This is a genomic window from Bacillus sp. 41-22 (assembly GCF_025809295.1).
GTDB lineage: Bacteria > Bacillota > Bacilli > Bacillales > Bacillaceae_G > Bacillus_A > Bacillus_A mycoides.
The window spans coordinates 4,288,680-4,302,885 of the sequence record NZ_CP084035.1; the positions used below are offsets into that span (position 1 = coordinate 4,288,680).

A 14,206-nucleotide genomic window follows, 5' to 3' on the forward strand; every position below is an offset into this window, starting at 1 on the left:
TTCGACATAAAATTAGAAAATCCTTTTTTCTTTTTCTTCTATCGCTTTTGAAAGACGCACTAAATATCGTCTCAGTGGGAAACAAACTATTAATAAGAAAATTCCATTTAGCAATAAAGTAGCAAGGAGACGATCTGTGAAAAAGACAGATGCTGACATGTGAGTACGTCCTAACAAAGTTAAAAACCCATACACATAATACTCTAATGCTGCAATGCCAGCCAGTACGATAGAAGCGACAATAAATAAATTCAATTGTAATACTTTCATCACACTATAAACTAAATAAGCTAAAATCGGATAAGCAAATATATATATACCGACAAGTTCCGTGTATACGGTATCAAATAAGAAACCAAATAATAGTCCGTAGTAAATCCCTTGAACCGGACTATAGTACACTGTAATAAAACATAACACAATTATAAAGAAATGCGGTGCTGCTATACTGCCTTTCCAAAAGACGTCTGTTGGAACAACAGTAGAGAACATATTTTCAAATAAAAAAACAAAAAGGAGCAAAAGAGGAAGAGCTGCTCTTTTTAAAATCGTCATCATCTCTTCTCTCCCTCCTATTCTAACGGCGCTGTAGGCATATCACGTTTTGCAACTATAATATGCTCTACATCATTCAAATCAGCGGATGGTTTTACATAAGCCGTTTTTGTTAAACCGTATGGATCTGGCTGAACATCAACAATTTTCCCAATCGCAAGACCTTTAGGGAAGATATCACCAAGTCCAGATGTTACAACTAGTTGATCTTTTTGTACCTCTGCATCAGAGCTAATCTTTGTGAAAAGAAGTAGTTGTTTTTCTTTATCGTAACCTTCAATTAATCCAAAGATATTTTCTTGTCCTTGTACAATAGCAGAAACACGGTTTGTTCGGCTCATCGAACTTAACAACTCTACTGACGATGTAAACTGAGATACACTTTTTACGCGTCCAACTAAACCTTTCGGAGTTACAACAGCCATATCTTTTTTGATCCCTTGCTGTGCTCCTTTATCAATTCCAACTAAATCGTACCATTTATCGGGATTACGAGAAACCACACTAGCTTGTACTTCCGTATAATCACCACGGGACTTTTCTTTACCAGTTAATTCTCGTAGTTTTTTATTCTCATCGTCTAAATTTTTCACTACGGCAGATAAATCTGCGGTAGAATCTAATTTTGCTTTCAGCTTTTTATTCTCTTCATACGTGCGCTTTACATCTTCTACATTCTCGAAGAATCCGGCAACATAATTCGCTGGCTTTTGGAATACACGTTCTACAACACCGACAGTATCTTTTATAAACTGCTCTGGCCATGATAAACTGTTCCGTTCTTTCAATGAGATTCCAATCAATGCCACGAGAAGAATAATACTAACTAACAAAACAATTAATCTTTTGTTTAAGAAAAACTGTGGCACGTTCACACCCTCTTAATTTCATTGATTTTTATTTTGCAATATTATCGAGCAGCAGTTTTGAAAAGGTCGATATTGTCTAATGCTTTACCCGTTCCAATTGCTACGCAATCTAATGGATCCTCTGCAACAAGAACTGGCATATTTGTTTCTTCACTAATAACTTTATCTAAGTTACGTAGTAATGCCCCGCCACCCGTTAATACGATACCGCGGTCCATAATATCCGCTGCTAATTCAGGTGGAGTTTTTTCTAACGTATTTTTAACTGATTCTACAATTGCATCTACTGTATCTTTTAATGCATCTGCAATTTCTTCTGGTTGAATTAGTACTGTTTTCGGTAAACCACTTACTAAATCACGACCGCGAATTTCCATAGGCTCAATACCTTCTGGCTCGCCTGCAGAACCGATTTCTAATTTTAGTGCTTCTGCTGTTCTTTCACCAATCATTAAGTTGTAGCTTTTCTTAATGTACTGAATGATTGAATCGTCCATATCATCACCAGCAACACGAACTGATTGACTTGTTACAATACCACCTAAAGAAATAATTGCAACTTCTGTTGTACCACCACCGATATCAACAACCATACTACCAGTCGGCTCCCAAACAGGTAAGTTTGCACCAATTGCTGCTGCAAATGGCTCTTCGATTGGATAAGCATCACGAGCACCAGCTTGACGAGTCGCATCGATTACTGCACGTCTTTCTACAGCTGTAATACCAGATGGTACACATACCATTACGTATGGTTTACGTGAGAAGAATCCATTTGATTTTTGAGCTTGTTGAATGTAGTATTTCATCATTATTGCTGTTGTTTCGTAATCAGCAATTACACCATCTTTCATAGGGCGAAGTGCCACTACGTTTCCTGGTGTACGACCAATCATTTGTTTTGCATCGCTACCTACCGCAACGATTTGTTTCGTATCAGTTTGTAATGCTACTACTGAAGGTTCACGTAAAACTACACCTTTCCCTTTCACATATACAAGCGTATTCGCTGTTCCTAAGTCTATTCCAAGATCGCGAGTAAATCCACCAAATCCAAACATATCATTTATCTTCCCTTCTTATTTTCACGGACTCATTTTTCTTACTTTATATTTATAAAAACAGTACGTTTTTTTATATCTGCATCCTTTTTGTAGATAATTTTCTACAAAAAACTCATAAATCACATTATAAAACAAAATAAGTAAAAAGAATAGTCTTAAATATGACCTTTTTCCTTTAAACTCACGAATTTATGGTCACCTATTATGATATGATCAAGTACTTCAATTCCGATAATTCGACCACATTCTACTAATCGTTTTGTAACTTCAATATCTTCACGGCTCGGCGCCGGATCTCCTGAGGGATGGTTATGAAGACATATAATAGAGGCTGCTGCCCGACGGAACGCTTCTTTAAAAACTTCCCTTGGGTGCACAATCGACTTATTTAAACTTCCAATAAAAATAGTTTGCCTATGTATAACTTGATTTTTCGTATTCAAATATAAACAAACAAAATGCTCCTGTTGCAAAAAACGCATCTCTTCCATCATATAACTCGCACAATCTTCTGGACTTCGAATACTATATCTATTTTGATATTCTAAACGTACCATTCTTCTACCTAATTCAAAAGCAGCCATAAGCTGCGACGCCTTTGCAATCCCAACACCATGAATGCTCATCATCTCTTCTAACGTTGCATCCTTTAACATTCGTAAGCCGTCAAAATGATGGAGAATATTATCTGATAACGTTAACACCGTTTCTTCTTTAGAACCCGTTCTGAGTAAAACTGCAAGAAGTTCTCGATTCGATAAACTTCCTGCTCCTTCTAACAATAAACGCTCCCGTGGCTGTTCTTCTCTCACAACATCACGAATACCGTTCATCTCTCCACCCCTTTTTTTTACGATTTCTCCTAAAGAAAACCCCATGCAATTTTACGCATGGGTTACATCGCTATCAAACTGTTTTAATTCACGGACAAGACGCGCAATTGGCAAGCCAACTACACTGTAGTAGTCCCCTTGAATATGTTGAACAAAAATAGACCCTTTACCTTGAATTCCATAGCTCCCTGCTTTATCAAGTGGTTCCTTCGATGCAACGTATACGTCTATTTCCTCTTCTGTTAATCCCCAAAATGTTACTTCTGTACGTTCATAAAAAGTTACCGTTTTTTCTTTCGATATAATTGCAACACCTGTGTATACTTCGTGTGTTTTCCCCGATAATAATCGTAACATTTCTTTCGCCTCAGCCTCATTAGACGGCTTTCCAAGAATACGCGAATCATATGTAACAATTGTATCTGCACCTAGTACAACGTGATTACTATGGTTTTCTGCCACAGCAGATGCTTTTTGCAAAGCAAGCGACATAACAATATCAGAAGGTGATGAATATGCACCAATCGTCTCTTCTACTTCACTAACAACGATTTCAAATGGCACATCTGCTAATTCAAGCAGTTCCTTCCTCCTAGGTGACCCTGAAGCTAAAATAATTTTCCTCATATTTTCTCCTTCCCTTCTCACATGAAGCAGAATAATTCAAATCAATCGTATCAAAGGAATAGTTTCCCCACAAATTCTAGAAATATCATTTTCTCTAAACAAAATAATAGTTCTTTTTAAATACGATTATATGCTGCCCATACAGAAAGCACTTTGTTCTAAATTCAAAAGAAAAGAAAGAAGTATATGTACTTCTTTCTTCGTCATTTCATTATCCTATTATTTCACTTTTTGTGAAACCATTTTTTCATACGAAAGTATACCATCAATAATAACTTGATTTAATTTAGCAACAGATTCCTTATCGCTCTTCCCTTCCTTAATCGTTTGCACCGCTATTGACGTATACGTATAAAGCTTCTTTGCATCTTCACGCTTCATACTCTTCCCTTCCTTTTCCATAGCTTTCCACTCTTTTTGAATCGCTTCTATATCTTTTGGATTACTTTTTCCACTAGTTTGTACGCTGGACACATATTTTGCTAAATGAGTATATAATGGCTGCACTTTCGCTAAAAACATTCCTACTTCTTTATCATTTTTGAGCAATGCTTTATCTGTAATATCCCAATTTTTTTTCAAAACTGAAACACCATCTTGCTTATACTGATCTATTAATTGATTAACAGCCTGTTCATCGCTCGTAATAGCAACAACTAACGCATACTTATCACCACTCGGTTTCAAAGTAGCCACGCCCCCATTACTTTTCCACTCTTCAATAGCAGCCTGTCCTTTTTCTTCAGAGGAATAAAGCCCTCCTTGAACGAAAAATAGTTTCATTGGTTCTAATGACGTTCCTACCTGTGCCTTTGGTTTTTCCTCTTTCGGTGTTGGTGTTTGTTCTGCCGTTCCACCCACCTTTTGTTCCTCATTACCTGTCTGCTTCGAAGCCGTTACCTTACCTTCTCCTGTCGTCCCTTGTCCAGTTAATAAATGAATCATACCCATCCCAAATGCAGTACCGATAATTATTGCAGTTGCAACGATTGCGATTATTGTATTGCTCCACTTCTTTCGATATTTTTCCATAGATACTGATTTCGATTTTTGAAACGGAACTACATTTTTCGGTCTCTCACTTTCTGCTATCATCCAGTCAAACTCATCCTTCTTTTTTTCCTCATACTTCGCTTCTGTTCCATTTACTTTCACCGAGATCGTTCGTGATTGCTTGTCCATACACTCACACCTCACCTCTTGTCATTGTCCGCATCATATCATATTCATTCCACAAAAAAACGAGATATTTGTCAGAGGAATTCGTCAAATAACCCTATATTATTATCTTATATGTATGCATTTGACTTCATTTGTAGAACAAAAAACTAGATAGCAAAGACTATCTAGTTTTTCTCGCGAATATATTTTCTAACTTCGGAAATGAAATACAAAGAACCTGTTATGATAAAAACATCATGTTCTCCTATCCTGTCAACCTTTGTATCAATTGCCTCTTTCCAATCTTCAAAAACTAATTTTGACTCTTGTTGTGAATACGATGCAAGCTTGTCAGCAGAAATGGCACGATCAAAGGCAAACGTCGTAAATATTATTTCATCAGCAACTTTTTCTAATTGCCCTACCATGTTATGTAACTGTTTGTCACCAAGAGCAGTAAATAAAACTATTACATTCTTCTTTTTATAATGTGCCTCTACTGTTTTTACAAGACTTTCAATACCTTCTGGATTATGAGCACCATCTATTATAATATCTGGATTACTTTGTAACTTTTCAAATCGACCAATCCAGTATGCTTCTTGTAAGCCAACTTTCATCTCCTCTTCATTAATTAAAAATGATAAATATGTTTTTAAATACATTACTGCCATAAGCGCTAGTGCTGCATTGCCTACTTGGTGAATGCCTTTCATTGAAATCCGAACATTTTCAAACGAGGCAAATGGACAATCAAAATCAAAGTGTTCCCCATCTTTATTAGAATGTTTATGTAGTGTTGTAAACTGTTTTCCAAGTTCATATAAGCTTGCATGATTTTCCTTAGCAACCTTTTGAATTACTTGCAATGCTTCTTCATTTTTCACACCAGTAATAACTGGAACACCAGACTTAATAATCCCTGCCTTTTCATATGCAATTTCTCCTAGTGTATTGCCTAAAATATGCATATGATCGTGGCCGATATTCGTAATAATCGTGAGAACCGGATGAATAACATTTGTAGAATCAAATCTTCCCCCAAGCCCCGTTTCAAATAAAACAACATCACAGAAATTAACTTTACCGAAATAATAAATTGCCATTACTGTAATGATTTCAAACTCAGTCGCTTCTCCTAAGTCCGTCTCATCTAATTTTTCAACGACTGGCTTTACCATATTTACAAGTTCCGCAATCTCTTCATCTGCAATCGGTATTCCGTTTACACTAATACGTTCATTGAATGTTTCTATGTAAGGCGATGTAAACGTTCCTACTTTATATTTCGCGCCTTCTAACATGTAGCGCATATATGTTAAAGTTGAACCTTTTCCATTTGTGCCGGCAAGATGAACACATTTTATATGACGCTCTGGATTTCCGAGTTCTTCTAACATCCATTGCATTCTTTCTAGCCCTGGTTTTATCCCAAATTTCAATCGGCTATGAATCCAGTTTATCGCTTCTTCGTATGTATGTATCACGTTTGCTATTCCCCTTTCAAAAGACAAACTTCTTAATTCTATTATACGCAAAGAAAAGAGACTCACCAATATAGTGAGTCTCTGAAAAACATTTTTATTTCTCAAGATCCGCTAGACGTTGACGAACCGCTTCGCGTTTTTCTAGGTAATCTTGCTCTTTCGCACGCTCTCCGTCAATAACTTCTGCAGGAGCTTTCGCTACGAATCCTTGGTTTGAAAGTTTCTTCTGTACACGTTCTACTTCTTTATCGAACTTCTCAAGTTCTTTTTCAAGACGCGCTTTCTCTTCATCAAGATTGATAAGATCAGCTAACGGTAAGAATAACTCTGCACCTGATACGATTGCAGTCATCGCTTTTTCTGGCGCTTGTAAATCAATCTTAATTGTTAGTTCACTTGGGTTACAGAAACGCTCAATGTAAGAACTGTTTTTCGTAAGCTGAGCTAGTACTACCTCGTCTTTTGCTTTAATTTGCATTTGAACTTTTTTGCTCATTGGTGTATTTACTTCCGCACGGATGTTACGAACAGAGCGAATGATATCAACTAGAAGGTGCATTTCTGCTGCCGCTTCTTTATCTTGTAAATCTTCGCGAACTGTTGGCCATGCTGCTACTGTAATAGACTCGCCTTCATGCGGTAAATGCTGCCAAATTTTCTCTGTTACAAATGGCATGAATGGATGTAATAGACGCATTGTTTGGTCTAATACGTAAGCTAAAATCGAACGAGTTGTTTTCTTAGCTGCTTCATCTTCACCGTATAGTGGAAGTTTCGCCATCTCAATGTACCAGTCACAGAAATCATCCCAAATGAAGTTGTATAATGAACGACCAGCTTCACCGAACTCATATTTATCCATGTTACGTGTTACACTTTCGATTGTTTCGTTTAAGCGAGTTAAAATCCACTTATCTGCAACTGATTTTTCACCAGTTAAATCGATTTCTTCATACTTCATGTCATCCATGTTCATTAATACGAAACGTGATGCGTTCCAAATTTTATTAATGAAGTTCCAAGTAGATTCTACTTTTTCCATGCTGAAACGTAAATCTTGACCTGGTGCACTTCCTGTTGATAAGAAGTAACGCATCGCATCTGCACCGTACTTCTCGATAACATCCATCGGATCAATACCGTTACCAAGAGATTTACTCATTTTACGTCCTTGCTCATCACGAACTAAACCGTGAATTAATACATCTTTAAATGGACGCTCTCCTGTAAACTCTAAACCTTGGAAAATCATACGAGATACCCAGAAGAAGATGATATCATAACCAGTTACTAAAGCATCTGTTGAATAGAACTTTTTAAAGTCTGCTGCATCTTCATTCGGCCAGCCAAGTGTTGAGAATGGCCATAATGCTGAACTGAACCATGTATCAAGCACGTCATTATCTTGATTCCAGTTTTCAAGATCTGCTGGCGCTTCTGTACCTACGTATACTTCACCAGTTTCTTTATGATACCAAGCTGGAATGCGGTGTCCCCACCATAATTGACGAGAAATACACCAGTCATGAATGTTTTCCATCCAGCGTAAGTATGTGTTTTCAAAACGCTCTGGTACGAACGTTACTTTTTCTTCTTCTTTTTGTTGAAGTTCTACCGCTTTTTCTGCAAGTGGAGCCATTTTTACGAACCATTGTGTTGATAAATAAGGCTCAACAACTGCACCGCTACGCTCACTATGACCTACTGAGTGCATATGAGGCTCGATTTCTACTAATACGCCAGCTTCTTGTAAGTCTTTCACTAACTCTTTACGGCATTCGAAACGATCCATACCGTTATACTTACCAGCTTTTTCGTTCATCGTTCCATCTTCGTTCATTACTAAAATACGTGGTAAGTCATGACGGTTACCTACTTCAAAGTCATTCGGGTCATGAGCTGGTGTAATTTTCACAACGCCTGTTCCGAAGTCTTTTTCTACGTATTCATCAGCAATAATCGGAATCTCTCGGCCTACGATTGGAAGTGTAACTGTTTTTCCGATTAAATGTTTGTAGCGATCATCTTCTGGATGAACTGCTACCGCTGTATCACCAAGCATTGTTTCTGGACGAGTAGTTGCAAGGCGAATGTGACCAGAACCGTCTGTTAACGGATAGTTCATATGGTAGAATGCACCTTGAACTTCTTTATGAATTACTTCAATATCAGAAAGAGCTGTGCGTGTTGCTGGATCCCAGTTGATGATATACTCACCGCGATAAATTAAGTCTTTTTCATATAATTGAACGAATACTTTATTAACAGCGTTAGATAAACCTTCGTCTAATGTGAAGCGTTCACGAGAATAGTCTAGTCCTAAACCAACTTTTCCCCATTGTTGACGAATGTGAGAAGCGTATTCTTCTTTCCATTCCCAAGCTTTTTCAAGGAATTTCTCACGACCAAGATCGTAACGTGAAATACCTTCTTCACGAAGTTTTCCTTCTACCTTCGCTTGCGTTGCGATACCAGCATGGTCCATTCCTGGAAGCCATAATACATCGTAACCTTGCATACGCTTTGTACGAGTTAAAATATCTTGAAGCGTCGTATCCCAAGCGTGACCTAAGTGTAACTTACCAGTTACGTTCGGAGGTGGAATTACAATTGTATATGGTTGTTTCTTCTCATCTCCTGTTGCTTCGAAATATTTGCCTTCAAGCCACCACTTGTAAAGGCCTTCTTCAACGGACATATGATCATATTTAGTTGGTAAATTATTTTCCGTGTTTGACATTATTTTCCCTCCTTAAAATAAAAAATGCCCCTCATCCAAAAAAGGACGAGGGACATCGCGGTACCACCTTTATTTACAAACAAATTCAGAATTTGCTTATACTCTTAATTTGATAACGGACAAATCCGTCTTTTCCTAATAAGAATCATTCCGTTCAGAAAAGATGCTCCAGGGCTACCTTCTAACATAACTATCTAGAGAACCTCCCAGCCAATGGTTCCCCTCTCTGAAGACGTTTCATGTTATACTCTTCCCCTTCAATGCATTTATGTGATTGTTAATTATTATATACAATAGTGTAAAAAACGAAACCTTATTCGTCAAGATAAATTTGAAACTACGGCTTTTATCTCTTTATGGAACTAATAAAAAAAGATAAGCAGGGTTCTCCCTACTTATCTTCTTTATCCGTTCCCTTGCTGGGCAGCTTGTAATTGCGAAAGGAAATATTCTGTATTACTAATGAGCCAATGCGATTGCTGCAGAATTTTTACCCCCCGAAGCTCATTTTCTTCATTACGACTCTTTCTTCTTTTCGTATACGACTGAATTTGCCGAATAAAATGCGACGGGTACGTCATATACGCAAACATAAGAAGCTGCTCCTCTTTCGTAAATGGAAAATTTTTTTGATACATTTGATACCATTCAAAGCGGTCGCTCCGCGCAATTGGATATGTGTTCAAAGACCTTGAATAAAAGCTGACGATATCCTGTACCGGTGTAGCAAACTGAGACTTTTCTAAACTAATAAAATAACCGTTTCGTTCATAATCAAATAAAAAGTGATTAAGCGATACATTTCCATGAACGAAAGTAGTACGTGTTTTTTCCTTTTCTTTCATTGCATCATGCCATTCACTTAATTGTTTCGTTGCGAACTCACGTGCTCTCATAGCGTGGTGATAATACGTACAATATTGTAATTCAAATGGAGACATATACCACTTCGCTTCTGATTCTACAAGAAACTCTTCTAATATCTCACCATCATTTTCCCAACGGTCGGATATATTTGTATAATGTTTTTCTAAATCTTCTTCTGTATAAGTCTCCTCTTTCACCGTTTTTTGATGCAACGTCCCGAGCGTTTGAAACATCTTATGGTATTGATCATTATCTTCGCCATTTCCTTCCGCACGTTCTAACCAAGGCATTAAATAATAGCTATACGCCCCATCACTTAAAACATAATTCCCGTCCGTCGTGTGATAGATAGGTACATAATTCGAAAAACCTTTCTCCTTCAAATATTGAATATGGTGTAAAAAATTATTCCGCTCTAATTTTCTATCTTGTATTTTCTTTAACGCATACGGACCTTGATTCGTATAAATTTTCATTACACTTCCGTGCTCTTCCATATGCTGAGTGTCCAATCTATATTGCCTCACAATGGGTTCATAGCGATTTCGTAATTCAATATCCATACGAATAACCCTTTCTTATTCAAAACATAGCTTCTAGGAAAAGAAAAGAGGTGAGTGAAAAAACTCACTCACTTATTTCACTGTTGCTTTTGAAACAGGAATATATATAATTTGCCCTGTAGTTAAATATATATCTTCTGATTGATTTACACGATATAAGCTTTGTACAGTCGTTTCATAACGTTCTGCAACCGATTCAATTGTATCTCCTTCTTGTACGAAGTACATTCTTAACTTCGTAAATTCTTCTTCTGGTTCTTTCGTAAATAATTTCGTTAAATAAAGTGCATTTTCATCTCGCTGTGAATATGCTTCTTCCTCTGGCTCTTCCTGCTTTTTCGCTTTTTCTTTCTTGAAATTTTTCCGCCCGAACAATTCAAATTGTGGCGTCTTTTCTTGCTCCTCTTCACGCTCCACAAGTTCATGTTCTTCTAATTCCTCTTCTTCTATTTCTTGCTCTTTTCTTTCTTCTAACTGAAACGGCTCAAATGCATAATCTTCCCATCCATCTGATTCTTTATAGGCTGGTACCTCTTCGTGCGGCGCAGGTCTACTTTCATCTTCTTCAGCTGAATCAGCTTCCAACTCGGCATACACAGTCTCTTCCTCTTCATCCTCGGTTCTTTCTTCGTCACATAAACCTGTAATAGATATATCCGCTAATAGTTGTAAGCAACCATTTTCCTTTAATTCATAATCAAATTCCTCGATTGATACATATAATTCTTCAATTACTTTCACTCGATTTCTTGGAATTGATATTTCGAGCGGAAAGGAATGGACAAGCTCATTAACCCCGTCTGCCCTTGTTTCTACATAATCAATTGCCTTTGCTGGTGATAGCTCTCTTAATGAATAAGCTGAATCATCTTGCCTTGCAACATACTCTCCCGTTAAATCTAATTGCCCCCTCACGATAACTTCATGATCGAGCTCCTCTATCTCAACGTCTGGATCTAACGAAATTGACAAAAGTTCTTCGACTTCCTGTCCCTTCTGGAACCAAACAGATTCTTTTAATGAAAATCGTAATGAATGATCTGTTGCCACTTCTTTTCCCCCTCCCAAACTATATGTCATTACAGATTTATGTTCCCTAAGGCTACTTTATGAATAAAAAAAATCGCTCCCCTAATGGAAAGCGATTTTCTCTAAGAAATTATGCTTTTAATTTTGACATTGCAATTTCGGCCGCCGCAATTGTCGCCTCAATATCTGCATCACTATGTGCTGTCGATAAGAATAAACCTTCAAATTGAGAAGGTGGTAAAAATACACCTTGTTCTACCATTTCACGATAGTAAGCTGCAAAGAATTCTAAGTTTGAAGATTTTGCTGCATCATAATTAATAACTTGCTCATCTGTAAAGAAAATACCAATCATAGAACCTGCACGATTAATGTGATGCGGGATATTATGCTTTTCAGCTGCCTTACGTAGTCCAGCCTCTAACATTTCTGCTTTACGCTCAAATTCCACATATGATTCTGGCGTTAACTGCACTAACGTTTCATAACCTGCTGTCATTGCAAGTGGATTACCCGATAATGTTCCAGCTTGGTAAATCGGTCCGCTTGGTGCAACTTGACGCATAATCTCTGCCTTCCCACCGTATGCTCCTACCGGCAAGCCACCACCGATTACTTTACCTAAACAAGTTAAGTCAGGAGTTACACCGTAGTAACCTTGTCCACAATTATAAGCAACACGGAATCCTGTCATTACTTCATCAAAAATAAGTAGTGCACCGTTTTGCTCTGTCACTTCACGAAGTCCTTCTAAAAACCCTGGTTGAGGGGGAACAACACCCATATTCCCTGCCACTGGTTCTACAATTATACAAGCGATGTCATCACCGAATTGTTCGAAAGCATATTTTACACTTTCTAAATCGTTATACGCTACTGTAATCGTATTTTTCGCTACACCTTCTGGTACACCAGGGCTATCTGGTAAACCTAGCGTTGCTACACCCGAACCTGCTTTAATCAATAAAGAATCACCATGACCGTGATAACAACCAATGAATTTCAAAATTTTGTTACGTCCAGTGTAACCACGAGCTAAACGTAGCGCGCTCATTGTCGCCTCTGTTCCAGAGTTAACCATACGCACAATCTCAATTGATGGTACACGCTCGATAACAAGCTGCGCTAATTTATTTTCAATTTCTGTTGGTGCACCAAAGCTTGTTCCTTTTTCAGCAACAGCTTTTAAAGCCTCAACAACACGATCATTCGCATGACCATGAATTAAAGGTCCCCACGATAATACGTAATCGATGTATTCATTCCCATCGATATCATATACTTTAGAGCCTTTTCCGCGCTCCATAAACAGCGGATTCATACCAACAGACTTAAAAGCACGGACAGGGCTGTTTACGCCTCCAGGCATTAAATTTTGAGCCTCTTCAAACGCCGCAATCGATTTATCAAATTTTTTCATTATTTAGCGCCTCCTTCTTGTAACCATCTTGCTGCATCTTTTGCATGATACGTAATAATTAAGTCTGCTCCTGCGCGTTTCATGCTAATTAATTTCTCAAGTACAACTTCTTTTTCATTAATCCAACCATTTTGTGCTGCTGCTTTAATCATCGAATATTCACCACTTACGTTATAAGCAACGACTGGTAAGTTAAAGTTATTTTTCACATCACGAACGATATCTAGATAAGAAAGAGCTGGCTTTACAATTAAGAAGTCGGCCCCTTCCATTACATCTGATTCTGCTTCACGGAATGCTTCCATACGGTTCGCTGGGTCCATTTGATATGTTTTACGGTCACCAAACTGCGGTGCACCATGTGCTGCATCACGGAACGGTCCGTAAAATGCTGATGAATATTTCACAGCGTACGACATAACTGGTACGTGCGCGAAACCATTTTCATCTAATGCATGGCGAATTGCTGTTACGAATCCGTCCATCATGTTAGATGGTGCAATAATGTCTGCCCCTGCTTTCGCTTGACTTACAGCTGTTTTTGCAAGAGCTGCAAGAGACTCATCATTTAAAATAACGCCATCTTCAATAACACCGCAATGACCATGGCTTGTAAATTGACATAAACATGTATCTGCAACTACTACTAGCTCTGGGAACTCATCTTTAATTTGCTTAATTGCACGCTGTACAATTCCATGCTCACAATATGCCGATGATCCAACTTCGTCCTTTTCAGCAGGTAAACCAAATACAATAACAGAACGAATACCTAAATCAACGACCTCTTGCATTTCAGCTTGCAATAAATCTAAAGACATTTGATATACGCCTGGCATAGAAGGAACTTCATTACGAGTATTTTCTCCTTCTAATACAAAAATAGGGTAAATAAAATCTTCTGTATGTAAAAATGTTTCACGTACAAGCGCACGCATGCCCCCGCTTTGTCTTAAACGACGATGACGATTAAATTGTAAAGAATTCATAG

General features: G+C 37.8%; 12 protein-coding genes and 1 other annotated feature. All 12 genes read right to left on the reverse strand.

The annotated features are described in order from the left end of the window. Positions 1-12 precede the first annotated feature (12 nt). The 12 genes from mreD to hemB all read right to left on the reverse strand — a co-directional run bounded on the left by mreD (position 13) and on the right by hemB (position 14,204). Complete coding sequence (gene mreD / locus LCF45_RS21975) at positions 13-558, reverse strand: rod shape-determining protein MreD (protein WP_002015371.1); 546 nt, start codon at positions 556-558, stop codon at positions 13-15. 14 nt (positions 559-572) lie between these two features. Next, positions 573-1,424 (reverse strand): rod shape-determining protein MreC, encoded by an 852-nt coding sequence (gene mreC, locus LCF45_RS21980; protein ID WP_002129256.1) that lies wholly within the window; start codon positions 1,422-1,424, stop codon positions 573-575. Positions 1,425-1,465: 41 nt separating this feature from the next. After that, positions 1,466-2,485 carry a cell shape-determining protein MreB gene (gene mreB, locus LCF45_RS21985; protein ID WP_002015369.1) on the reverse strand — a complete coding sequence of 340 codons (1,020 nt, stop codon included), beginning with the start codon at positions 2,483-2,485 and terminating at the stop codon, positions 1,466-1,468. Between the two features lie 158 nt (positions 2,486-2,643). Continuing rightward, positions 2,644-3,321 (reverse strand): DNA repair protein RadC, encoded by a 678-nt coding sequence (radC, locus tag LCF45_RS21990; RefSeq protein WP_263894282.1) that lies wholly within the window; start codon positions 3,319-3,321, stop codon positions 2,644-2,646. A 51-nt stretch (positions 3,322-3,372) separates the two neighbouring features. Then, the gene (locus LCF45_RS21995) at positions 3,373-3,948 is read right to left on the reverse strand and encodes a Maf family protein (RefSeq protein WP_002129258.1); all 576 of its coding nucleotides are present in this window, start codon (positions 3,946-3,948) and stop codon (positions 3,373-3,375) included. A 219-nt stretch (positions 3,949-4,167) separates the two neighbouring features. After that, complete coding sequence (locus LCF45_RS22000; protein WP_263894283.1) at positions 4,168-5,130, reverse strand: stage II sporulation protein B; 963 nt, start codon at positions 5,128-5,130, stop codon at positions 4,168-4,170. A gap of 164 nt (positions 5,131-5,294) precedes the next feature. Then, entirely contained in the window at positions 5,295-6,596 is a 1,302-nt protein-coding gene (locus LCF45_RS22005; RefSeq protein ID WP_002129261.1) for a bifunctional folylpolyglutamate synthase/dihydrofolate synthase, read from the reverse strand. 94 nt (positions 6,597-6,690) lie between these two features. Next, positions 6,691-9,336, reverse strand: a complete 2,646-nt coding sequence (locus LCF45_RS22010; RefSeq protein WP_002129263.1) for a valine--tRNA ligase — start codon at positions 9,334-9,336, stop codon at positions 6,691-6,693. A gap of 38 nt (positions 9,337-9,374) precedes the next feature. Beyond that, positions 9,375-9,606, reverse strand: a binding site (T-box leader). Positions 9,607-9,740: 134 nt separating this feature from the next. Beyond that, entirely contained in the window at positions 9,741-10,766 is a 1,026-nt protein-coding gene (gene ysxE / locus LCF45_RS22015) for a spore coat protein YsxE (RefSeq protein ID WP_002129265.1), read from the reverse strand. 72 nt (positions 10,767-10,838) lie between these two features. Then, on the reverse strand, positions 10,839-11,846 hold the full coding sequence (gene spoVID, locus LCF45_RS22020) for a stage VI sporulation protein D (protein WP_002015360.1): 1,008 nt from the start codon (positions 11,844-11,846) through the stop codon (positions 10,839-10,841). 79 nt (positions 11,847-11,925) lie between these two features. Further along, entirely contained in the window at positions 11,926-13,215 is a 1,290-nt protein-coding gene (gene hemL, locus LCF45_RS22025) for a glutamate-1-semialdehyde 2,1-aminomutase (RefSeq protein ID WP_002034163.1), read from the reverse strand. Further along, positions 13,215-14,204: a porphobilinogen synthase gene (gene hemB / locus LCF45_RS22030; RefSeq protein ID WP_002015358.1), complete on the reverse strand. Its 990-nt coding sequence runs from the start codon at positions 14,202-14,204 to the stop codon at positions 13,215-13,217. The genes hemL and hemB overlap by 1 nt, the downstream gene beginning before the upstream one ends. Between the last annotated feature and the right edge of the window lie 2 nt (positions 14,205-14,206).